We start from the raw sequence: 22,779 nt of genomic DNA on the forward strand, positions 1-22,779 counted from the left end.
AAAATACTCTCGCCGAAGGCGAAAATTAGTACCTCAAAACCTGCCCCGCATTGCTGACGACGAACTTGCGCACATCTGCAAACCCCGGCGGGTTGCGTTCAGCCAGCACCTGAAACGGGCGCTGTGGCAGGATGATCGAGCGTTGGGTGCGGGTGGCGCCGGTTTCGGCCCCCTGCCCGCCGAAAGGATCCAGCGCAAAGACCTCGCGCTCGACAGTTGAAAACCAGCCCGCGCGCTCCTCGATGACCTCTTCGCTGTGCAGCTCTTCGGTGGTCCAGGCCAGCGCCCAATCCTGCCCTTGCGGAGATTGCGCATCCTCCAACACCTGCCGCAAAGGGCCGGATTGTTCGGTATAGGCCGAGGAATACATCGGCCCCACATGGATGCGACGCAGGTGTTTGGGGTGCAGGTCGTCGAAATCCTGATCAAAGCCCTTGGCGATCGTCACCAGTTTCAGCCCGCCCAAGGATTGCGCCATCAGATGGGCCTGCACTTCGGGCCAGCGGCGTTGGTCCTTGGGCAGGGCGGTTTTGCCTGTGTCCTCCAGCTGCATCAGATAGATGACGGGCAGGTTGACCTGACTGTCATAGACCGCCCAGTGGATCATGAACTTGCGCCGCTCGCCCTCATTCCCGATCCAGTGACATTCGGGATCGTTGCGCGCCCAGAACAACTGACCCTTAAGCAACTCTTCGTAATAGAGCCTTTGCGACAGCGCAAACTGCAGCTTGGTTGGAATTTCCCGGTCGCCAATGATCGTGCGGACCATGTCGGTTTTCAGGTCATCTTCCGAGGGCATATTCGCCAAATGCACATGCGCCTGTTGCGCGTCATTGGCCATGGTCAGCAACTCGGCAGCCACCGGAAACCCGCTGTCGCGCTTGTCCATGGCGAGGCTGCCAAAGAACCGCCCCGTATCGCGCCCAACCAGCAGGTATTTCATGCTAAGCGCGCGAAAGGTGTAGAGCAGCCCCGAGAGGTAGCGCGACACGATCCGCACCTCTTGCTTGCTGATCGCGCCCTCGGCCTCCATCGTCGCCGCCACGCGCAGGAGGTGGACGGTGATCACCTCGAATTTGCGGAAATAGCGGCGCGAGGCGAAGGTGTCGGTCAGGCCGACATGGTCTTGGGTGGGGTTAGTCATTTTCTTTTAGATCCAAAGTCTTGGATGCCAAACAAATTCCTTAAGGACGGCGGCCAACTAGCTGTCATTCTGTCCAAGAGTTTTAGGTTGGTAACAAACACCCAAACTATCCCAAACCACGTCTGCACAAACAGATACGCAAAACCTATCGTCCATATCGCTGCGGGAATGTACCAAAGGTACTTGGCAGAACCTTCAAGTTGGAACACCGGAAGGTCTTTCGCCAAGTAAGCAAAGTAAAGCGACAAGACTAATGCTGCCAAAACTCCGATGTATTTGACTACGGGGTTTCTGAGCATTACCCACCATACAAATTCTTATCATGCTTCTCGACAATCGAGGCAAACCGGCGGGCAAAGCGTTCATCCGCCTTGGCCTTTTTCTCCAGCACATCGCGAGCAAAGACCATGTGGTCCTCGTGTGCCTCAAGCATGTCGGCCATCTTCTGGTTGGTCGCGGTGCCGATGGCGGCCATCGCCGTCTGCGCCTCTTGGTCCGTCTGCACGCCGATCTCGTTGATGCGGTGGGCCACGTCCTGTTGCTGCGCGGTTTTCAGCGATTTTGTCAGGGCGTCATACAGCACCACGCGTTGTTGCGTGTCTGTCTGCAGCTTGTTGATCAGCACCATCTGCGTCGCCGCCTGGTTCTGGAGTGAATCGACCCAGGTCTTACCCTTTTCGATATAACGCTCCAGCGTCTGAGACTTGGCCAACTTGACCTGCTCTTCCTGAACCTTGGCGTTGTATTGCTTGTTCAGCTCGGCCAGCTGAGTTTCCAGCTGGGTGCGCGCGGCGGCGTCCTGTTCGACACTGATCTTGTTTTCCAGCGTGATAATCGCCGGGTCCATGCCCTGGATCTCGGCCCGCAGTGCTTCCAGTTCGGCCACGGTTGCCTCGCGATCGTCCAGCGTGCCTGTCAGGTTATCCTCGACCTTTACGCGTTGCTCTTCCAGCACAGTCAGCTGCCCTTGCAACAGCTTCACGATCACATCGGATTTGGCGATCAGGTCCTGCAATTTGTCGTCGATATTGGCCGTTCGCATCCGCTCTTGCCGGAGCGACTCGGATTTTCCCTTGGAAAAGATGCCGACAAACGACTCCCACCCGGTTTTCGAGCGCATCTCGTCGAAATCCTTGGAAAACGCGTTGGTAACATCGTCCAGACCCATGATCAGCTCGGCGATGTTGGCGTTCATCACCTCAGTATGGGCGTGAACATCCTCAAGCGTGGCATTTTCGATGTCGATATCGGCCTCGGCCGTTCCAATCTTGGCCCGCGCCGCTTCGATCCGTGAGGTCAGCCCCTCAATCTGCGACTGGCTTTCGCGCACTTTCGTTTGCGTTTCTTTGATAAGCGCTTCGAATTGCTGGTTCGACATCTCTGCTGTCCTTTTTTCTTTAATTACCCAATAAGATAGGGAATGTTACGGTCATTTACATCCCCTTGAGTCCAAAAATCACGCAAACTCTGGCAAACTTGGGGTGGAAAGGAAAGCCACGTGATCGCAACCTGACGTAGAACTCAACGCTGCGACTATGCTGCAACGATTGGGCCTGAAAATAATTTGATCAAATCTGGGCTGATCGACCCGCATCGGTGGACATAGACAAAGCCCTCAACACCTGATTGGGTGCGGCAACTCAACTTCTGCGCGGAGAATGACATGCTGGACGCAACGACCGATCTGAAATCAATTCTGAAGAATCCTGACTTGCTTGTAACCAAAGCCTATATCGGTGGTCAGTGGGTGGACGGTGACAACGGAACTTTCGACGTGACCAACCCGGCCCGGGGCGATGTGGTGGCCAAAGTGGCCGATGTCAGCCGAGCGCAAGTCGCCGGAGCAATTGCACAGGCCGAAGCCGCGCAAAAGGAATGGGCCAAGTTGACCGGCAAGGAACGAGCGGTGATCCTGCGGCGCTGGTTCGACCTGATGATGGAGAACGCCGAAGATCTGGGCAAGATCCTGACCGCGGAGCAGGGCAAACCACTGGCTGAGGCCATCGGCGAAGTCGGCTATGGTGCCTCCTTCATCGAATTTTTCGGGGAAGAGGCCAAGCGCGTGTATGGCGAGACCATCCCGGGGCATCAGCGCGACAAACGGATCATGGTGCTGAAACAGCCCATTGGTGTAGCGGCCTCGATCACACCCTGGAACTTTCCCAACGCCATGATCACTCGCAAAGCAGGACCTGCGCTGGCGGCGGGGTGTGCTTTTGTTGCCCGCCCGGCGGCAGAAACGCCACTTTCCGCGCTGGTTCTGGCGCGTCTGGCGGAACAAGCCGGCGTGCCAGCTGGCGTGTTCAACGTAGTGCCTTCTTCCCAGGCCAGCGAGATCGGCAAGGAGTTTTGCGAAAACCCCGGTGTACGCAAGCTGACCTTTACCGGCTCGACCGAGGTGGGGCGCATCCTGCTGCGGCAAGCTGCTGATCAGGTCATGAAATGTTCGATGGAACTGGGCGGCAATGCACCCTTTATCGTGTTTGATGACGCGGATCTGGATGCTGCGGTCGAAGGCGCGATGCTGTGCAAATTTCGCAATAACGGCCAGACCTGTGTCTGTGCCAACCGCATCTATGTACAGGCCGGTGTTTACGACGCGTTCGCTGCCAAACTGAAAGCGGCGGTCGAAGCCCTGAAAATCGGCGACGGTCTGGCCGAGGGCACCACAACCGGTCCGCTGATCAATGCCGATGCGGTCGCCAAGGTGGAAGAGCATATCAAGGATGTTACGGACAAGGGCGGCGCCGTTCTGACCGGCGGCTTGCCTCACGATCTGGGCGGTACGTTCTTTCAGCCGACCATCGTGACCGGAGTGACTCAGGACATGATGGTGGCGCAGGACGAAACCTTTGGCCCGCTGGCCCCGCTGTTCAAGTTCGAGGATGAAGATGACGTGATCGCAATGGCGAATGACACAATCTTTGGCCTGGCCTCGTATTTCTATGCAAAAGATCTGAGCCGCGTCTACAAAGTGGCCGAAGCGCTGGAATATGGCATTGTCGGCGTGAACACCGGCATCATCTCGACCGAGTTGGGCCCGTTCGGCGGCGTCAAGCAATCCGGTCTGGGTCGCGAAGGCAGCCACCACGGCATGGAAGACTATCTTGAGATGAAATACGTCTGCATGTCGGTCTGATCTGGCGGCCATCGCCTTGGGGCGGTGGCCATTCTGCCCACAGGCGAAGCGTTGTTCCGGTCAAACGGGCCGGTGACGGCTGGGCAATGACCTTATTTCACCAAGCATGAATTCCCTGCGGGCAAGCTTCGTGGGGACTTTTCTATAGGCCCGATCCGATCCCAAACTTACGTCTTCTCCTCTTTGGCTATCACGGTCGTTACGGTGCGCGTCACCCGACTTCTGGTGATTGCAATCGCTCCTAAAACCAAAGCACAGGCTATGGCTTGCGCAGTAGTGATTGCTTCTCCAAACGCAAAGAACCCGACTGCAAACATCGTGGGCAATTCAATGCTTCCGACAACTGCAGTTTGAGAAGCGCCGATCAGCGGCGAACAGATCGTGTAGACAAGCTGCGGCACAAGCGCCGTGACCAATCCAATTCCAATGATCAGAACCCAATCGGACTGACCGTCAGGAAGCAGCGTGGAAACGTCTGCACTCAGCATCAAAGGCAAAAGCCCAAGAACCGATCCCAGCGACACCGAGGCGATACGTGCAAGTGGCGCAATTCGGGACAACCTGTGGACCAAAACAGAAATCCCGAAGCCAAAACCAAATGGCGCAGCCAGCGAGATTAAAAGCGTAGGAATGTGCTCGAACGGAACGGATGCTGGCGAGCCTGCTATGATGGCAGCCAGAATGATGAGGCCAGACGCAAGAAACGCGCGCCTTGTGGGAGTATCTGCGAACAAAGCCCACGCAATGATCAACGTGAAAACCGGATATGTCATATAGAGCACGCCCACCGTCGATGCGGGCAGTGTCTTTAAGGCTGTGACATATCCAATCCAGCCAAGCCCCATCACCACTCCGACCGCAAGACCCCAACAAATCTCGCGCCAGGCTTTTCGGTGTACGATGAGCACTGGCAGTAACAAAACCGCTGGAACGATGTAGCGATAGAATGCGACCGCGAAAGGTGCAACGCCCTGCTCAGTCAGCCCCCTGCTGAAATAGGGAACAAGCCCGAAACAGATTGAAGCAAAAAGAACGCCAACAACCGCAAGCGGTTGCGGAATAGCCGGTCTGGTCTGCGTGGATGTCGTCGACATCTGCAAGTTCTAGCACAGGTTCGCGATGAGTGTAGCCGAGTTTACCGGGCCGACGCATTGATGAGCATAGGCGCTGACATCAAAAAACAACGCCCCGCGTCTGGAGGAACGCGGGGCGCGGGTGTTGCGGCAGTCCGGGAGGAGGAGACTGCCGCCAGGCTTTCAAAGCCTCAGTTCACGGCCTTGGCGTCAACCACGTCTTTTTCGATGGCTTTAGCCGAGGTAATTTCGATCCGGCGCGGTTTCAGGGCCTCGGGCACTTCTCGCTTCAGGTCGATGTTCAGCATTCCGTTTTCATGGCTTGCGCCGGTGACACGGACATGATCGGCCAGAGCAAAGCGACGCTCGAACGCGCGGGTTGCGATGCCGCGATGCAGATAGCTGCGGCTCTTGTCCTCGGATGCCTTCTTACCGGCAACAACCAGCGAGTTTTCTTTCACTTCAACGGACAGGTCGCTTTCCGAAAAACCAGCGACGGCCACCGAGATACGGTACGTGTCGACATCGGTTTTTTCGATGTTGTAGGGCGGATAGCTTGGCTGTGCCACATCATTGGTCAGAACGCGATCCATCATGTCGGCGATCTGGTCAAAGCCAATGGTGGCGCGGTGCAGCGGTGCAAAATCAAATGTACGCATGTGTCATATCCTCAGTCTTGAGCGATTCACGATCTGGCCCTCCGGCTGGACGGACCAATGTTAATGACGGACCCCGTTGTGGCGATCCGATATCAGTGACATGGGAAGCGATTTGACCGAGTTCAACCCCCGCCGGAGCTGATGAATTTCGCACCAGACCCGGACGTGCCGGACCCAGCCTGTAACCGGCGGATCGTAGCCGTTGGTTTTGGCGCATCGCGCCGCATGATAGACTTGAGTTCGGCCACTATCTCGTCAAGCTCCATGCCGAACCCCACCTTTCTGCGACCGTTCGTGCCTACCGCTGAAACCACGGACAAAACCTGCCAGCGCGAGCCGTTTTTTGCCAGAATGGCGGATCCGGAAGACCCGAAGGTGACGTCGCAATCAAAAGTGATCAGGCCCTGCCTGCGATCCAATACGCGGCACGACCTTTCCCGCGTGATCGCCTCGGATCGTCCGCGCCCATACGAGGCTATGCTGATCTCGTTTCCCGAAACTCGCCCGCTGTGCAACACGAAAGGATCGGCAATCGAATACGGGATGGGCTCATTCAGCCGCATCAGGGCGACATCCATCCGAACGCCTTCGTGCGAAAGCGGGTTATTTGAAGCGTAGCCGGGCAGAACGGCAATTTGCGTAATCTGACGCTCGGCCAACGCGCTGCCGTTGCTCAGACCCGCACGAAACGTGATGTCTTCGGGCGCGTATGTTTCCCCGGTACGGCGGTCGACAGCACAATGGGCAGCGGTCAGCACCATGTCCTGCGCGATCAGAGTACCTGTGCAATAGGACTCTTCGCGCACATCCAGCCGCCCGATTGCTTCCCAACCGTAAAGGTCGTCCCGGTCTGTCAGCTTGCGTTTGTTGGCTTGCGCATGGGATGCGGTCGCCAGAACACTCAGGCCCAAAAGCAGACTTAGAAAGACCTTGGTCATGGCCGGATAAACCTTGCACCGACGTTCTTGCCCGTCCCCGAACCGGAGGTCGACAATCCAAATCCGTGCCCGGCAGACAGCTCGTCTCGCAGCAATTGCAGCGAATGTTCAACCGCAGTTCCGATCGCAACGCTCTGGCCATCCATGCTGGCCTTTGCCGCCACAACCGACACGATCTGAGGGCGCGCGCCTGTAAAAGAAAAAACCGGTGCTCCTGAAGACCCGAAGTCGACGTCGCAAGACATGATCATAACGCCTGCCTGCCGGTTCATGACCGAACAAACCTGTTGCAACGAAGGCGCTTCTGACCGGTCATGTGCATATGACACCACGCCTACTTCCGCACCCCGGCGCGGCTGATCTCCTGATTCAAACGGAATGACCGATGTGTTGCGGATCGGCTGCCAAAGCTCGATCAGGGCGACATCTGCGCCGACACGGTCCGTCGACGACTCAGCACTGAATTGATAATCCGGGTGAATTACAGCTTGTCTTGCCGTTCGATAAGCCAAAGCGCGGCCCAGCCGCCACCCGGCCAGAAATTCGATATCGGACGGGTTCACCCGCTGCCCGGACACCTTGTCGAACAGGCAGTGCGCCGCTGTCAGCACAAGGGTCGGCGACACAAGCGTTCCGGTGCAGAACCCTTTTCCGGCAATATCCAGACGACCGACAGCCATCCATTCGCGCCCGGAATCCGAGGTCTCCAGGCTTTCCAGCCTGGTGTCCTGTGCTGTAGCCGCCATCGGCAAAGCACAAAGAACAATCGCCTTAATCCATTTGCGCACTCGGGTCTCCGGGGACTCACTCTGAAGCTTTTGTCCTACGTGTCACGTTGGGCAAAAATAGGGCGATCGGTGTTCAGGTGAATTTCCTGAGGAAATGATGCGGGGCGGCATCAGAGTGGCTTATCGCAAAATTGGAACAGAATCTCCTGCCCGTTGCAACGCGGGTGGTTTCGGCCCCCCTGTTGCCCAATCCAGCAACTCGACCGTATGAACGACTGGCACTTGGGTGCCGGACCCGATTTGCATCATGCAACCGATATTGCCTGCGGCGATGATATCGGGCTTCTTCGCCTCAAGTGTTTTGATTTTGCGCTGCTTCAACTGACCCGAGATTTCCGGCTGCATCAGGTTGTAAGTCCCCGCGCTGCCGCAACACAAATGGCTGTCGGCGGGCTCGACCACTTGGAACCCGGCACGTTTCAGCAGGTCTTTGGGATAGGTCTTGATCTTCTGCCCATGCTGCAGCGAACACGCTGCGTGATACGCAACTGTGAGGTCCTGATCACGCCCTTCGGGCAAATTCAGTTGCATAACCAGCTCACTGATATCCATCGCGATACCCGAGACCCGTGCAGCATCATCCGATAGCGTGTCGTTCCGGAACATATGCCCGTAATCCTTGACCGTCGTCCCACAACCCGAGGTGTTGATCACGATGGCGTCCAATCCGTCGCCGTCCATCTCGCGAACCCAGGCTCTGATATTAGCGATTGCGGCTGCATGGCTGTCTTTCACCTTTCCCATGTGATGGGTCAGTGCTCCACAACATCCAGCACCCTCAGCCACCACAACCTCACATCCCAGCCGGGTCAGCAGACGGATCGTGGCGTCATTTATGTCGGTATTCAGCGCTTTCTGCGCGCAGCCCGTCATCAGGGTCACCCGCTTTTTCCGCTCGCCTTCGGGCGCAAAGCTTTGTGGATCATCATTACGGCTGACCGACGGAATGTTCTTGGGCGCCATGTCCAGCATGGCACGCAACCGGGCATCTGGCATGAGAAACCGAAACGGGCGACCCAGTTTCGCCCCGATCAGGGCCCAGCGAAAGCGCATCGGATAGGGCAGGATCTGCGCAAGAACCCAACGCAAAATGCGATCCGTCAAAGGGCGTTTGTAATTCGCCTCGATATATTCCCGCGCGTGATCGACCAGATGCATATAGTGCACACCTGACGGGCAAGTGGTCATGCAAGCCAGACAGGACAGGCACCGGTCGATATGTTTGACCGTCTTTTCGTCGGGCTGCCGCTCGTTTTCGAGCATATCCTTGATCAGATAGATGCGCCCGCGCGGACTGTCCAACTCGTCGCCAAGAACCTGATAAGTCGGGCAAGTCGCCGTGCAGAATCCGCAATGGACGCAATTTCGCAGAATTTCGTTTGCGCGCTTGGTTGCCGGGTCTTGCAGCTGCCGTTCAGTGAATGATGTCTGCATAAACCTATCCCATCAGCCCTGGATTGAACAAACCACGTGGGTCAAACTTCGCGCGCAATCCCTTTGTCAGGGTCGAGACGGCCGCGGTCTCCGGTTGAAAGCGCCCCAGTCGCGCGACTGTTTCTGCATCCGCTCGTACAAGTGTCGCGTGGCCAGAAAACACACCTAGGCGCGCGCGCAGATCCGTGCCCTTAGGGACGCGCAGCCAGACAAGTCCGCCGCCCCAGTCAAACAGTAACTGATCCGCTTCAGCACGCGCAGAAACTTCGGCCGCATCTCCGGGTTTTACGGAAAGCCGCCAGACATCCCCGTCCTGCCTCTGAAACGGATGAGCATCGCGGATACCAGCCCAAAGCGTGTCTGCACCTGCTTCTTCTGAAATCTCACCAAACCGGGACAGTTCAGCCGTCAATCTGCCTGTGCGATATGCAACCGCGTCCGTGAAACCTTCGAGCCTAAGCAGGGCTTTCCCGGCGTCAGGATCATACGCAGCCCCCGTTACCTCGAACGGAGATCTCAGCGCGGCGGACAGAACCCGAACCGCAGTACCAGCATCCCGGACCCCAACAGATAATGTTGCCACCCGTTCTGGTTTTGGAAGCACCTTCAGCGAAACTTCGGTCAAAACTCCTAAAGTACCCCAGGACCCACCCATCAATTTGACCAGATCGTACCCGGTGACGTTCTTCATCACGCGGCCACCGTTCTTGATCACCTGCCCGCACCCATCGACATAGCGTACCCCAAGCAGAAAATCCCGGCAGGCCCCGGCCTGAGTCCGTCGCGGGCCCGAAATATTGGCCGCGACGACGCCGCCAATGGTCGGTTCACCCTGAGTCCCCAGCAATCCGCGATGATCCATCGGCTCAAATGCGAGGTGCTGGCCCTCTGCTTCCAGCACTGCCGTGATCTCGGCCAAGGGCGTCCCTGCCCGTGCAACAAGGGTCAGCGCCCCGGGTTCATAAAGCGTGATACCGCGCAAAGCTCCGGTTTCGATTTCCGCGTGCGGGCCGGCAATTCCACGCGTCCCGCCTCCGACAATGCGTACAGGGTTTTCCAACCCGGCCACCAGCTTTGCCAGATCGGCCTCAGTCTCAGGTCTCATTGGCTTCATCTTTTCCAAAATACTCCGGGGGCAAGGGGGCAGCGCCCCCTTATTCTGCAGCCATACGCCGCGGCTCCGACACGTCGAGCGGAAACACTTTGGCCGCGTTCAGCAGCCATTTAGGATCGAAAACGTCCTTAACCGCCATCTGCGCCTCAAGGTCGGCAGGTGAATATTGATGAGACATCAGATCCCGCTTTTCGATCCCCACACCATGTTCCCCAGTCAGACAGCCACCCTCGTCAACACACAGCTTCAGAATCTCTGCCCCAAAAGCTTCGCATTTTTCCAGATCGCCGGGTTTGTTGGCATCGAACAAGATCAGCGGATGCATATTTCCGTCGCCCGCGTGGAACACATTTCCGACCAGCAACCCAAACTCCTCACTCAATTCTCCGATACGACGCAGAACGGTTGGTAGGGCTGACACCGGGATCGTGCCATCCAGACACATATAATCGTTCAATTGTCCCATGGCACCGAATGCAGATTTCCGACCCAACCAGATCTTAGCGCTTTCCTCAGCCGACTGGCTTTCGCGCAATTCAACCGGGTCATGGCGTTTTGCTATCTCGATGATTTTCGAAAGCTGAAAATCTATTTCAGCGTCAGACCCCTCCACTTCGACGATCAGCAGCGCGTTGCAATCGGGATACCCGGCATGGGCAAAGTTTTCGCAGGCCCTGATGCACAATGTATCCATGAACTCGATCGCGACCGGCAATATGCCCGATTGGATGATGTCCGAGACACACTGCCCCGCAACCTCATTGTCATTAAAACCCATCAGGACCGGTCGTGCGCCCTCGGGCTTGCGAAGAATACGCAGCGTGGCCTCGGTCACCACACCCAGTTGACCTTCGGACCCACAGATGACGCCCAACAGATCCAGACCTGGTGCATCCAGATGCGCACCACCGATTTCGACAACGCTGCCGTCCATCATGACCATGGTCACGCCCAACAGGTTGTTTGTTGTTACCCCATATTTGAGGCAATGCGCTCCGCCCGAGTTCATCGCAATATTGCCAGCAATGGCACAGGCCAGCTGCGAAGACGGATCGGGGGCGTAGAAGAAATCCTCCTCCTCGACCGCGCCGGTAACGCTCAGATTGGTGCGACCCGTCTGTACTCTGATGAAGCGGTTGTCGTAGTCGATTTCCAACACCTCATTCATCCGTGCGACGCCCAGAATGACGCAATCCGCCGTGGGCAAGGCTCCACCGGCCAGTGAAGTGCCCGCGCCGCGCGGCACCACAGGCACGTTTTCGTCATGACAAATGCGCAGAACGTCCGAAACCTGCTGTGTGCTTGACGGCAGCACGACCAGCATCGGCGGGCATTTATAGGCTGTCAAAGCGTCACACTCGTAAGCGCGGGTTTCGGCGGGGTCATGGATGATCGCATCTTCGGGCAGAACCCGCGACAGCCGCGCAACAAGCGCAGATTTCCGGCTCAGAACATCCGGGCTTGGCTTTGGCATCTCCATAGCATCACTCCTTTTGGTAAAATAATATTACCAATTTCTTACTCTGGCAAGTTCCCATGCCCGGCCTTACTGTCGCGGCCATGACCTGGATCGAACGCGCCGCTCTTTTTGCCCCTTTGGACTATGCATCACTGCTTCTGCTGCTGGGTGCGTGGCTGTGGATCGGGTGGAAAATCGAACATCCGTCGCCGCAGAGACAATCCGTAGCCCTTATGATGGACGATTACCGGCGCGACTGGATGCGCGAGATGGTGACCCGCCAACCGCGCATGTTCGACGCGCAAGTCGTGGCGGCCATGCGGCAGGGCAGTACATTTTTCGCGTCGACCACGATGATTGCCATCGGGGGCGGGCTGGCCCTGCTGGGCAACACCGAAAGACTGGCAGGCGTCGCAATCGACCTTGCCATCGGCAGTGTCCCGGCAATGGTCTGGGAGATCAAGATCCTTTTCGTCGTATTGCTGCTGGCCAACGCATTTCTGAAATATGTCTGGGCGCACCGCCTTTTCGGGTATTGCGCTGTGTTGATGGCCGCGGTTCCAAACGACCCCGAAGACCCGCAAACCTATCCCCGCGCCGGTCAGGCGGCTGAGATCTGTGTCACCGCAGCGCGCAGCTTCAACCGTGGCCTGCGCGCCACCTATTTTGCATTGGCATCGCTGGCGTGGTTTCTTGGACCAGTCGCGCTCATTTTGGGCACAGCGGTCACGTTTGGCGTCTTGTATCGGCGCGAGTTCACCTCACATTCCCGGGAAATACTGGTGGCCCGAGCGGCCAGCACGGATACGTGATACCGACACACCGCCACACTGGTTACACTGGTGCGATGCGATACTTGATTCTCTGCGCCATGTTGGCGAGCCCCGCCCTTGCCGACCCACCAACAATCGAACAGGTCCGCACCAGTGCGAACGGCGAAACATGGCGGTTCGATGCGACGATCCGGCATCCCGACACGGGTTGGGACCATTACGCCGACGGCTGGCGTGTTCTGGATATGGATGGAAACGAGTTGGGAATGCGCGTCCTGCTCCATCCACACGAAACCGAACAACCCTTTACCCGCTCTCTGGGCGGGGTGGTCATTCCCGAAGGCATGACTCAGGTGCAAATTCAGGCACGGTGCATCGTCGATGGATGGAATGAAGGCACCACAGTGGTCAAACTGGATTGATCCTCAGAAAATACCCATGGCCAGACCCGCACCCAAAGCGGCTCCTGTCTCGCGGCATTGATCCAGCTGGTCTTGCGGGATTGTCTTTTCGGCCAAAATGGCCTCGGGCGTTTGCGCATGGGTGCAGATGATCAGCGGAGGCTGAACAGCTTTCAATCGCCAACCGGTGGCTATCCGTGCGATCTGACGGGCGGCGTTTTCGCCATCTGATCCTGCGCAAATCATCTGCGCATAGGGTCGGCCTTCTAGTTTTCCCAGCACCGGGTAGTAGCAGCGGTCGAAGAATTCCTTCATCAGACCCGAAATTGCCGCCAGGTTTTCTGGCGCGCAAAAGATGTAGCCATCGGCAGCCAGCAGATCTTCCGGCCCGGCTTGATCGGCAGGCATAAGCTTTGTGTCAGCCTCACCTCGCGCTGCTTCGGCCGCCGCTTCGGCCATCTGCCGGGCACCGCCTGTGCGGGAGTGATAAACGATCAGAAGCTGCGCCATGTCAGACCCGGTGGTAGGGGCCACCTGACAGAATGGTCGCGGCCCGGTAAAGTTGCTCGGCCAGCATCACACGGACCAGCATATGGGGCCAGACCATTGACCCGAATGAAATGGAAAAATCCGCCTCGGCCCGCAGAACTGGGTCGATTCCATCCGCGCCACCGATAACAAATGCCAGGTCCTGCCGGCCCGCGTCGCGCCAATCACCCAGCTTCTTCGCGAAATCGGGCGAGGACATGACCCGCCCCCGTTCATCCAGCGTGCACAACACCGCCCCTTTGGGCAGGGCCTTACGCAGCAGCGCGGCCTCGGCTGCCATCCCTGCGTTTTTCTTGTCTTCAACCTCGATCACCTGCGCAGGCCCAAGGCCCAGCGCACGGCCGGTCCGGTCAAATCGGGTCAGGTAATCGTCAAGCAGTGTCTTCTCGGGTCCGGCGCGCAATCGCCCGACCGCAACTATGCTGATCCGCATGTCTCTCTCGCCTCCGGCCTGTTAATGCAGGCCGGGATAGCGCCTCAGTTCGCCGAGGCGCTGCCGCCCTGAGGCAGCCACATCTTTTCCAGCTGATAGAATTCACGCACTTCGGGGCGGAAGATATGGACGATGACGTCGCCCGTATCGATCAGCACCCAGTCGCCGGTATCCTTGCCTTCGACCTTCGAGGTGAAACCGAATTCCTGCTTGATGCGATCCGTCAGCTTTTCCGCCATGGCCGACACCTGACGGGTCGACCGACCCGAGGCAATCACCATGTGATCCGCAACCGATGACTTGCCCTGCAGGTTGATCTGCACGACGTCTTCGGCCTTGTCATCGGAAAGTGAGGAAAGGATTCGTTCAAGCAGCTTGTCGCTGATTGACTGAGAGTGGGCCATTATGTTGACCCCATCATCGGCGGGCAAACCCGCCTGTGTATGTAGAGACAGGACATAGTCCTCCTTTGCTGCGCGCCGCGAAACCCCGGCGCCGGGGTACTAATAAGGTAGCAAGGGGAATGCAACATTTCAATAAATGCACGCCGCAGGGCGTCCACAGACGCTTACTCTGTGATGATCTGTTGCGCAGTTGCGCCGTCCGGTAACAGTCGGATTTCGCGCTGTGGGAAGGGGATCGAGATACCTTCTTCCTTGAATGCGTCCCAAAGCGCCAGATAGACATTGCCCCTGATATTGGTCAGCCCCTTTGTCGGGTCGCTGATCCAGAACCTCAGCACATAATCCACGCTGCTGTCACCAAATCCGGTGATGTGGCAAACCGGTTCATGTTTGCCGCCGCTCAGGACCCGGGCAACCGCCTTTACCGCCCTGATTGCGGTTGCGCGCACTTTATGCGGATCGTCGTCATAGCTGGTACCAAAATCCAGATCCAATCTCACGAACCGGTCGGAATGCGACCAGTTCACCACCTGGTTGGTAATCAGATCTTCGTTTGGTATCAGGTACTCGCGCCCGTCCCGTGTTACGACCGACACATATCGCGCGCCAAGTGCATTGATCCAACCGAACGTATCCCCCAACGAGATCACATCGCCCGGCTTGATCGAGCGGTCCATCAGGATGATGATCCCCGATATCAGGTTCGACACTACTTTTTGCAAACCGAACCCGATACCCACGCCGATGGCGCCAGACAAAAGCGCGATGCCGGTCAGATCGAACCCCAACGTTCGGATCGCAGCCATAAAGACTGCCCCGTAAAGCAGAACCTGTATGCCTTTTGACAGCAGCACCTGCATGGACGGAGTTATGTCGTCATTGCTTTGCAATGCGCGTTCGGCTGCGCGCGTGCCGATACGGGCCAGTGTCAGCAGGATGCCAATCAGCAAAGTTGCCTTGAGAATCCCAAGAGCCGAAATATGCAGGTCCCCAATGGAAATCGCGACACCGTCAAGAAAACCCGCGACATCATCCGTCAGATTCAGCGCGACAAGCGTTGCGTAGATCCACATTGCCCACTTGAAAATCCGGCGAAGTGTGCGGTTTTGGACCAGTCTCGCGACCAGTGCTATCGCCAGCCACGCCGCCGCCAACGTAGCTATCACCCCTATGATATAGCTTCGCGACGGCCAAGTGAGTTGCTGCATGGTCAGATACAATGCCCACGAAAGCAGGATGAAGTAGACCAGCGCCAACCGTCGCATCAGCTGCACCAGAACCCGCAGCCGCCATTTCGGCCATCCCGTGCGCGAACGAGCCCAGGCATCCCATCTAGACTGGGTCAGGAATTTCAGCAGCAAAGCCAGCGCCCACAGCAACAGGATGATGAGCAGTTGATATTGTCGCCAGCCCGGCGTGACGATCAGATCAAGCAGCCTCTCGAATTGCGCGGAAAAAGCCGCAACCATGTTGTTATAGAGGTCGGTCAGCGTACTTGGGATCAGGTCTTGGTTCATGCACGTCTCCTGCGGGGTCAGCTTGAACAGCAATGCAGGGCGATGCAAGCCTGACACTGGTTTTGAACCTTGATTGCCGGAAGGGCGCGGTATATCTGAACCGCATGAGACTCAATGTGGCCCAACTTCAGAATCTGGAAGATCGCGCGCGCTTGCGTGAACGGTTCTTTGGCGCTGCCCGCACGGTTCTGGCGCGCCTATCCGTCGCCTGAGCCAACTCGCCAGCTATTTCTCATTACATACGGGAGAGGACCGATGTCCCCCAAGACACTCTATGACAAGATCTGGGATGCCCATGTCGCGCACGAAGCCGATGATGGAACCTGCCTGCTTTATATCGACCGCCATTTGGTGCACGAAGTCACCAGCCCGCAGGCATTTGAAGGGCTGCGCATGGCAGGCCGTAAAGTGCGCGCGCCGGAAAAAACCATCGCTGTACCGGACCACAACGTGCCGACCACACCGGACCGCGTGAATGGGATCGAAAACCCGGAATCACGCATTCAGGTCGAGGCGCTGGACAAGAACGCCAAGGATTTCGGCATTCACTACTACCCGGTGAATGACGTGCGCCAGGGCATTGTCCACATCGTTGGACCGGAACAGGGTTGGACCCTGCCGGGTATGACCGTTGTCTGCGGCGACAGCCACACAGCGACCCACGGTGCATTCGGCGCGCTGGCCCACGGCATCGGTACGTCCGAGGTTGAGCATGTTCTGGCCACGCAAACGCTGATCCAGAAGAAGTCCAAAAACATGAAGGTGGAAATCACCGGCAAGTTGCAACCGGGCGTGACCGCCAAGGACATCACTCTGGCTGTGATCGGTGAGACCGGCACTGCTGGCGGTACCGGCTATGTCATCGAGTATTGCGGCGAAGCGATCCGTGATCTGTCGATGGAAGGTCGCATGACCGTCTGCAACATGGCGATTGAAGGCGGGGCTCGTGCCGGCCTGATCGCGCCGGATGAAACAACGTTCGACTATGTCAAAGGCCGCCCGCACGCGCCGAAAGGGGCGCAGTGGGAAGCGGCTCTGACATGGTGGAAAACGCTTTACACCGACGAAGACGCGCATTTCGACAAGGTCATCACTCTGCGCGGCGAAGACATCGCGCCGGTCGTGACCTGGGGCACCAGCCCCGAGGACGTTCTGCCGATCACCGCAACCGTCCCGAACCCCGAGGATTTCGAAGGCGGCAAAGTCGATGCAGCCCGCCGCTCCATAGAGTATATGGGACTGAAAGTCGGCCAGAAGCTGAGCGAAGTTGAGATCGACACCGTCTTTATCGGCTCGTGCACCAACGGCAGGATCGAGGACCTGCGAGCCGCCGCCGAGATTCTGAAAGGCAAAAAGATCAAGGACGGCATGCGCGCCATGGTCGTTCCGGGCTCGGGCCTCGTCCGCGCGCAGGCCGAAGAAGAAGGTCTGGCGGATATCTTCAAAGAAGCCGGTTTCGAGTGGCGTCTGGCAGGATGTTCGATGTGTCTGGCGATGAATCCCGACCAGTTGCAACCGGGTGAACGCTGCGCCGCGACTTCAAACCGCAACTTCGAAGGCCGTCAGGGCCGGGGCGGGCGTACCCACCTGCTGAGCCCGGCAATGGCCGCCGCAGCGGCAATTACAGGACGGCTGACAGACGTTCGTGAAATGATGTAAGCTACCCTCATAACTGGATATTTGAGGGATTGAAGACATGAGTGACTGGACAAAATGGCTATTGCTTGGACTTCTGTCCATCGTGTTCGGCATCTTTGTGCTGGGCGCACCGGTCGTGGCATCAATTACCGTGACGGTGTTCACAGGTGTATTGCTGTTGATTTCGGGCGCATTGCAGGTTGTTGGCGGCTTCACAGTCGAAGGGACCGGCAACAAGATACTGTCACTTATCATGGGTGTCGTGATGCTGTTTCTGGGCTGGTCCTTTCTGGATCACCCACTGCAAGGAACGCTGACACTGGCAACCGTCTGCCTGATCCTGTTCATGGCTGGCGGCATTGCCCGCGTGATCCTGTCGTTCCAGATGCGTGGAACACAGTATTTCTGGGCGACGCTGGTCTCGGGCATCATGTCGATTGTTCTTGCAATCCTGATCTGGCGCTTTGCTGCAATGGACCCTTCAGTGCTGCTGCAATTGCTGGGCATCCTGCTGGGGATCGAGATGATCTTTAACGGGCTCGGCCTTGTCTTCATGGCGTTCTTCGTCAAGGACGCACCAAAAGAAACGAAACAAGCTTAACGCGGGGTCTGGGCGCGGCCCTCTCCCGCAGGAGTGTGAACATGGATAAGTTTGAAAAAGTCCACGGGGTGGCCGCCCCAATGCCGCTGATCAATATCGACACCGATATGATCATCCCTAAAGTGCACCTGAAAACCATCAAACGGTCGGGCCTGGGTGTCGTTCTGTTCGACGAGATGCGTTATCACGATGACGGTCAGGAGAATGAAGAATTCGTCCTGAACAAGCCCGCCTATCGCGAGGCCGAGATTCTGGTTGCTGGCGACAACTTCGGCTGTGGGTCCTCACGCGAACACGCGCCCTGGGCGATCAAGGATTTCGGCATCAAGGTCGTGATCTCGACCAGTTTTGCCGACATCTTCTTCAACAACTGTTTCAAGAACGGCATTCTGCCGATTGTTGTCGGGGCAGAACACCACGCGATCCTGATGGATGATGCGCATAAAGGCGAAAACGCCCGCATGACCGTACATCTGGAAGACCAGCAGATCACCACATCGGACGGCGTCGTGATCGATTTCGAAATCGATCCTCACCGCAAGCACTGCCTGCTGAATGGTCTGGATGATATCGGGCTGACGATGGAAAAAGATCATCACATCGACAAGTTCGAGGATCACGCCAGTCAGGCCCGCCCCTGGGTGTGATTCTGGGGACGAATCTGTGGATACTCAACCTGACGGGGTCGCCAAGGCGGCCCCGCTCGCATTCTTGGGGTTGATTTTTCGAAAACCACAACATGTGGATATCAATTTGAGATACACGTCGGATTTGCGTCGAAAATGATGCAATACCGCACCAGTTGCGCCATCTTTTTGCCCGAAATCCCGTGTTTTCTGCACCTCGGCTTGAGCAAAATGCCGCTTATCGTTCATGTTGACGCTGAAGAGGCATCCGTCAACGTCAGACGAAGCGACGGGCACAAGTTGGAAACAAGTCGACAAAGATCGGCTGATCCGGTTTGAAAAAGGGTTCGGATAGTGATTGCGCGCACAACAGGGGCGGCGATACGCGGTATACTTGTTGCACTTATGGTGCTGACACCTGCGTTGTACCTGCCTGTCTCATCTACGAACGGGACCGAGATACTGGTCTTTCTCGCGATCCTCGCGTTTATCCTGACCTTTGCCGAATACAATTCCGCCTTTCCCAGCTTCATCGAATTCCGCGACGCGCCCCCGGTCAATCGCCTTCGGTTTGTCGGCCTGATGTCGATGGTCACCTTTCTGACGCTGATCTGCAAAAACGCCTTTGAACCAACGCAGTTGACCACATTCTCTTATTCGGTTGGTTTGGCTGTCGCAAATGTGGTGGACTTCCCCTATTCTCCGGTGCGCCTCATCGTGTTGATGTTGCCCCCGGATGCCAGCCAAGCCTTGATTGAACTGGTCCGCATCACGGCCAGCGTGGCTTATGTCGCGGCATTGGTCACGATTGTCAGCTTTGCCTATGCGGTCAGGGTTCGGGGATGGCCAACCGGAAATGGCGCCTTCAATGTTTGGACAAACCTGCCGCTGTTTGACCCGACCAAAGGGGGCGATGTCGTTACGCGCCTTCAACGGGATGGCCGCCTGAACATCTGTATCGGCATTCTGCTGCCATTCCTCATTCCGGCGATAATCAAGTTGATGAGCAGTGTGATCGCCCCGATCTCTCTCGGGAACCCACAGACCTTGATCTGGACCATGAGCGCATGGGCCTTCCTGCCCGCCAGCATGATCATGCGCGGCATGGCGACCCTTAGGATCGCGGGCTTGATCATGGAAAAACGCCGCGCTTATTCGACCAGCGAGTCAACACAGGCCGCATGATCCGCACCCTATGTCTGCTATTGCTGCCCTTTGCGGCACAGGCAGAGGTCGTGCGTATCGCCACCTATAATACCGAGCTCAGCGAAAAAGGTCCTGGCCTACTGCTTCGCGACATTCAACGCGATGACGCGCAGGTTCTGGCCGTTGTTGACGTTATTGCATCGGCACGCCCTGACATAATCGCCCTTCAGGGTATCGATTGGGACCTGAACAATACTGCTGTAATCGCCCTGACCGGGAAACTGCGCAACGCGGGGCTTGATTACGGATATTACCTTGCCGCACAACCCAATGCCGGGCTGGAAACCTCGCTTGATCTGGACGGTGATGGCAAGACCCAAGGCCCCGGCGACGCCCAAGGCTGGGGGCAGTTCACAGGTCAAGGTGGGCTGGCGGTGTTGTCGCGATACGAAATCATCACCGCTGAGGTTCAGGATTATTCCGAGCTGTTGTGGCGGAGTTTACCGGGCGCCATCCTGCCTAGAGCAAACGGGCACCCCTTCCCGTCTGACGCGGCACATCAGATACAACGCCTGTCTTCGACCGCACATTGGGTTGTACCGATCGAAACCCCTTATGGGCGGCTCAATCTCATGACCTTTCATGCCGCGCCACCCGTTTTCGATGGGCCCGAGGATCGAAACGGATTGCGCAACCAGGATGAGATCAGGCTCTGGTCCGTTTTACTGAACGGTGAACTGAGGCCAGTTCCCAAAGGTCCCTTCGTAATCGCCGGCGATGCCAACCTTGACCCAACGCGTGGAAAGGGCCGTAAACAGGCCATTCAGTCCCTTCTGGCCCATCCGCGTTTGCAAGACCCGCTGCCGAAAGACCCGTCAGGTTCGACCTCAACGGTCGCGTGGAAGGCCACGGGTGAAATGCGCGTGGATTATGTGTTGCCGTCGGCCGACCTGCGCATTTCGGATGCCGGTGTAACGTGGCCGGAAGAAGGCACCAAGCTATACGAATCCGCCCTGCGCGCCAGCAGGCACCGATTGGTCTGGATTGACGTCACCCTGCCCTAAGGCGTGACCGACTCTCCGTTCGCATAGGGCAAAGCCACAAGGCTGGGTGAGATCGCAGAACGCAATGCATCATCCAGATCTGTCTGATGCACGGAACCCAGCAACTCGGTCAGGTACGATCCGTCCAACTGATGTGGCACCTGCCACAGGTACCGCATTTCAATCAGGTGTGAGGACATGCGCCAGAATGGTCGCGCCAGCTGCAATGGCCACCATTGCATAGGCTTCACGGATATGTCCCGCCCGGTCACTCTCGTCAGAGACTGCGCGATCTCAGCTCCGGTCAGGGTGTAGCCAGCAAAAGGAACATCGCAGAACCGCGGCAGATCCTTTCGGATTTCACATAGCGCGACGGCAGCTTGGGCCAGATCAGGCAGATAGGCCCAGGCGTGCGGGGCCTCCGGATCTCCGGGATACACGAATTGATTGCGCGACAGATGCTTGATCATGACCTGATCGAACCAGTTTCCAGATGCCTCAGTGTCAATGAAATCGCCTGCTCGCAGAAGGATCGTTCTGACGGTTGAAGCGCGATACGCCTCCTCCATTTCAATCCGGATACGGCCAAGCGGATTGGTGGCCAAGTGCGGTGTAAGGCCGGACCATGGGCCTTGCGTGTCCACTCCAAACACATAGACGTTGCCGGGAACCAATACGGTGGCTCCGGTCTCGGACGCGGCGTCTATCACGCGTCTGGTCAGGTCGGGCATTTCACGCGACCAATCAGGATAGAGCGGGTTCCACCCATTTACGATGACATCCACCCCTTTTGCCGCCTGGGAAAGAGAACCGGACCCGCGACGGAATGTCTGCACGGTCCAACCCGCATTCCGAAACGCCTTTGCAGCATTGCGCCCAAACCGGCCCGACGCGCCGAGTATCAGAGCAGTTTGTGTCATTGATGCCTCCTGTTTCAGACCAATCTATCCATTCAATGCACGTATGGAATTGCCGGGAAATGTAGAATGTGTATTCAATTATGAATGGATAAAGCACTGACACATGCGGATTGGTCTCTGATCCAAAGCTTTCTGGCCGTGGCCGAAACAGGATCCCTGTCTGCCGCTGCTCGGCACCTTGATCGCAGCCAACCCACATTGGGGCGGCAAGTACAAAGCCTTGAGACCGAACTGGGCGTATCCTTGTTCGACCGGCACGCGCGTGGCCTAAAACTGAGCGTGGCAGGTTCCCAACTCTTGCCAATGGCGCAGCAAATGCACAGCGCCATGACTGCCTTCAGCCTTGCCGCCGCAGGGCAGTCGCAGCAGCTTGAAGGCTCGGTCCGCATCACCGCTTCGGTCTTCGCGTCGCATCACTTGCTGCCACCGATTCTGGCGAATATCCGAAGGCAGGAACCCGCCATTCAACTTGAGCTGGTCGCCACCGATACCACGGAAAACCTGTTGTACCGCGAGGCAGATATTGCCGTTCGCATGTATCGCCCCGCGCAAATGGATATCATTTCGCGTTATCTGGGTGAGGTGCCGTTATGCTTCTGCGCGGCCAGGTCCTATCTCGACCGTAAGGGACGCCCCAAGACACCCGAGGAACTTTTTTCCCACGACCTTGTGGGGTTTGACGCCAATCAGGAAATCATCAAGGCCATGCGCGAAAAAGGATGGCCCGCAAGCCGCAACAGTTTTGCGACCCGCTGCGATCTGCAAAGCGCCTATTGGGAACTGATCCGCGCGGGATGCGGCATTGGCTTCAGTCAGGTCCAGATGGCAGAAGCCGACCCGGATGTCGAAATCTTGCCGCTGGATGTTGAAATCCCGGTTCTGCCCGTGTGGTTGGCTGCGCCGCAGGCCATGCGCCAGACCCCACGTATCCGCAGGGTCTGGGATTTGCTGGCAGAAGGGCTCAAGGCCAGCCTCTGAGG

24 protein-coding genes are annotated in these 22,779 nt (G+C 57.3%); 10 read left to right on the forward strand and 14 right to left on the reverse strand.

Going from position 1 to position 22,779, the window contains the following annotated elements:
- Window positions 1-25: 25 nt before the first annotated feature.
- Together ACR0DY_RS08855 and ACR0DY_RS08860 are read right to left on the reverse strand one after the other, a co-directional pair.
- Window positions 26-1,144 (reverse strand): hypothetical protein, encoded by a 1,119-nt coding sequence (locus tag ACR0DY_RS08855; protein ID WP_480546240.1) that lies wholly within the window; start codon window positions 1,142-1,144, stop codon window positions 26-28.
- Window positions 1,145-1,442: 298 nt separating this feature from the next.
- A complete protein-coding gene (locus tag ACR0DY_RS08860; protein ID WP_267365200.1) occupies window positions 1,443-2,522 on the reverse strand; it encodes a coiled-coil domain-containing protein in 1,080 nt (359 codons plus the stop codon).
- A 285-nt stretch (window positions 2,523-2,807) separates the two neighbouring features.
- On the opposite strand from ACR0DY_RS08860, the gene ACR0DY_RS08865 reads away from it, so the two are divergent.
- Window positions 2,808-4,283 (forward strand): NAD-dependent succinate-semialdehyde dehydrogenase, encoded by a 1,476-nt coding sequence (locus ACR0DY_RS08865; RefSeq protein WP_480483897.1) that lies wholly within the window; start codon window positions 2,808-2,810, stop codon window positions 4,281-4,283.
- 167 nt (window positions 4,284-4,450) lie between these two features.
- Here the strand turns inward: ACR0DY_RS08865 and ACR0DY_RS08870 are convergent, their stop codons facing one another.
- From ACR0DY_RS08870 to ACR0DY_RS08900, 7 genes are all read right to left on the reverse strand, one after another.
- Window positions 4,451-5,377: a DMT family transporter gene (locus tag ACR0DY_RS08870; RefSeq protein WP_209507228.1), complete on the reverse strand. Its 927-nt coding sequence runs from the start codon at window positions 5,375-5,377 to the stop codon at window positions 4,451-4,453.
- A 170-nt stretch (window positions 5,378-5,547) separates the two neighbouring features.
- Window positions 5,548-6,015: an Hsp20 family protein gene (locus tag ACR0DY_RS08875; protein WP_209599221.1), complete on the reverse strand. Its 468-nt coding sequence runs from the start codon at window positions 6,013-6,015 to the stop codon at window positions 5,548-5,550.
- Window positions 6,016-6,137: 122 nt separating this feature from the next.
- Window positions 6,138-6,953 carry a trypsin-like serine peptidase gene (locus ACR0DY_RS08880; RefSeq protein ID WP_480483896.1) on the reverse strand — a complete coding sequence of 272 codons (816 nt, stop codon included), beginning with the start codon at window positions 6,951-6,953 and terminating at the stop codon, window positions 6,138-6,140.
- The gene (locus tag ACR0DY_RS08885) at window positions 6,950-7,741 is read right to left on the reverse strand and encodes a trypsin-like serine peptidase (RefSeq protein WP_480483895.1); all 792 of its coding nucleotides are present in this window, start codon (window positions 7,739-7,741) and stop codon (window positions 6,950-6,952) included. The genes ACR0DY_RS08880 and ACR0DY_RS08885 overlap by 4 nt, the downstream gene beginning before the upstream one ends.
- A gap of 120 nt (window positions 7,742-7,861) precedes the next feature.
- Entirely contained in the window at window positions 7,862-9,175 is a 1,314-nt protein-coding gene (gene glcF, locus ACR0DY_RS08890) for a glycolate oxidase subunit GlcF (protein ID WP_480488163.1), read from the reverse strand.
- Between the two features lie 4 nt (window positions 9,176-9,179).
- Entirely contained in the window at window positions 9,180-10,280 is a 1,101-nt protein-coding gene (gene glcE, locus ACR0DY_RS08895; protein ID WP_480483893.1) for a glycolate oxidase subunit GlcE, read from the reverse strand.
- Window positions 10,281-10,329: 49 nt separating this feature from the next.
- Window positions 10,330-11,769, reverse strand: coding sequence for an FAD-linked oxidase C-terminal domain-containing protein (locus ACR0DY_RS08900; RefSeq protein ID WP_480546242.1), 1,440 nt, complete (start codon window positions 11,767-11,769; stop codon window positions 10,330-10,332).
- 80 nt (window positions 11,770-11,849) lie between these two features.
- On the opposite strand from ACR0DY_RS08900, the gene ACR0DY_RS08905 reads away from it, so the two are divergent.
- Together ACR0DY_RS08905 and ACR0DY_RS08910 are read left to right on the forward strand one after the other, a co-directional pair.
- Entirely contained in the window at window positions 11,850-12,560 is a 711-nt protein-coding gene (locus tag ACR0DY_RS08905; RefSeq protein ID WP_480520150.1) for a DUF599 domain-containing protein, read from the forward strand.
- A gap of 35 nt (window positions 12,561-12,595) precedes the next feature.
- Entirely contained in the window at window positions 12,596-12,943 is a 348-nt protein-coding gene (locus ACR0DY_RS08910; RefSeq protein ID WP_480520074.1) for a hypothetical protein, read from the forward strand.
- A 3-nt stretch (window positions 12,944-12,946) separates the two neighbouring features.
- On the opposite strand, the gene ACR0DY_RS08915 is transcribed toward ACR0DY_RS08910, so the two are convergent.
- From ACR0DY_RS08915 to ACR0DY_RS08930, 4 genes are all read right to left on the reverse strand, one after another.
- Entirely contained in the window at window positions 12,947-13,432 is a 486-nt protein-coding gene (locus tag ACR0DY_RS08915) for a flavodoxin family protein (protein ID WP_480520076.1), read from the reverse strand.
- A 1-nt stretch (window position 13,433) separates the two neighbouring features.
- Window positions 13,434-13,904: a 23S rRNA (pseudouridine(1915)-N(3))-methyltransferase RlmH gene (rlmH, locus tag ACR0DY_RS08920; RefSeq protein WP_480520078.1), complete on the reverse strand. Its 471-nt coding sequence runs from the start codon at window positions 13,902-13,904 to the stop codon at window positions 13,434-13,436.
- A 44-nt stretch (window positions 13,905-13,948) separates the two neighbouring features.
- A complete protein-coding gene (gene rsfS, locus ACR0DY_RS08925) occupies window positions 13,949-14,308 on the reverse strand; it encodes a ribosome silencing factor (RefSeq protein ID WP_209599225.1) in 360 nt (119 codons plus the stop codon).
- A 164-nt stretch (window positions 14,309-14,472) separates the two neighbouring features.
- Window positions 14,473-15,825, reverse strand: a complete 1,353-nt coding sequence (locus ACR0DY_RS08930) for a mechanosensitive ion channel family protein (protein ID WP_267365897.1) — start codon at window positions 15,823-15,825, stop codon at window positions 14,473-14,475.
- A 116-nt stretch (window positions 15,826-15,941) separates the two neighbouring features.
- Here ACR0DY_RS08930 and ACR0DY_RS08935 point away from each other — a divergent pair, with 116 nt between their 5' ends.
- From ACR0DY_RS08935 to ACR0DY_RS08960, 6 genes are all read left to right on the forward strand, one after another.
- Window positions 15,942-16,037 carry an isopropylmalate isomerase gene (locus tag ACR0DY_RS08935; protein ID WP_245220657.1) on the forward strand — a complete coding sequence of 32 codons (96 nt, stop codon included), beginning with the start codon at window positions 15,942-15,944 and terminating at the stop codon, window positions 16,035-16,037.
- Between the two features lie 43 nt (window positions 16,038-16,080).
- Window positions 16,081-17,484: a 3-isopropylmalate dehydratase large subunit gene (leuC, locus tag ACR0DY_RS08940; RefSeq protein ID WP_480483887.1), complete on the forward strand. Its 1,404-nt coding sequence runs from the start codon at window positions 16,081-16,083 to the stop codon at window positions 17,482-17,484.
- A 37-nt stretch (window positions 17,485-17,521) separates the two neighbouring features.
- Window positions 17,522-18,064 (forward strand): HdeD family acid-resistance protein, encoded by a 543-nt coding sequence (locus tag ACR0DY_RS08945; RefSeq protein WP_480483886.1) that lies wholly within the window; start codon window positions 17,522-17,524, stop codon window positions 18,062-18,064.
- A gap of 41 nt (window positions 18,065-18,105) precedes the next feature.
- Window positions 18,106-18,711: a 3-isopropylmalate dehydratase small subunit gene (leuD, locus tag ACR0DY_RS08950; protein ID WP_480483885.1), complete on the forward strand. Its 606-nt coding sequence runs from the start codon at window positions 18,106-18,108 to the stop codon at window positions 18,709-18,711.
- 333 nt (window positions 18,712-19,044) lie between these two features.
- Complete coding sequence (locus tag ACR0DY_RS08955) at window positions 19,045-19,875, forward strand: hypothetical protein (protein WP_480546244.1); 831 nt, start codon at window positions 19,045-19,047, stop codon at window positions 19,873-19,875.
- Complete coding sequence (locus tag ACR0DY_RS08960; protein ID WP_480483883.1) at window positions 19,872-20,900, forward strand: endonuclease/exonuclease/phosphatase family protein; 1,029 nt, start codon at window positions 19,872-19,874, stop codon at window positions 20,898-20,900. Before ACR0DY_RS08955 ends, ACR0DY_RS08960 begins: the two co-directional genes overlap by 4 nt.
- Here the strand turns inward: ACR0DY_RS08960 and ACR0DY_RS08965 are convergent.
- On the reverse strand, window positions 20,897-21,799 hold the full coding sequence (locus ACR0DY_RS08965; protein WP_480546246.1) for a Rossmann-fold NAD(P)-binding domain-containing protein: 903 nt from the start codon (window positions 21,797-21,799) through the stop codon (window positions 20,897-20,899). The two genes, ACR0DY_RS08960 and ACR0DY_RS08965, sit on opposite strands and share 4 nt — an antisense overlap.
- 84 nt (window positions 21,800-21,883) lie before the next feature.
- Here ACR0DY_RS08965 and ACR0DY_RS08970 point away from each other — a divergent pair, with 84 nt between their 5' ends.
- Window positions 21,884-22,777 (forward strand): LysR family transcriptional regulator, encoded by an 894-nt coding sequence (locus tag ACR0DY_RS08970; RefSeq protein ID WP_209599231.1) that lies wholly within the window; start codon window positions 21,884-21,886, stop codon window positions 22,775-22,777.
- Window positions 22,778-22,779: the final 2 nt, after the last annotated feature.

Source organism: Ruegeria sp. O6 (assembly GCF_056535045.1).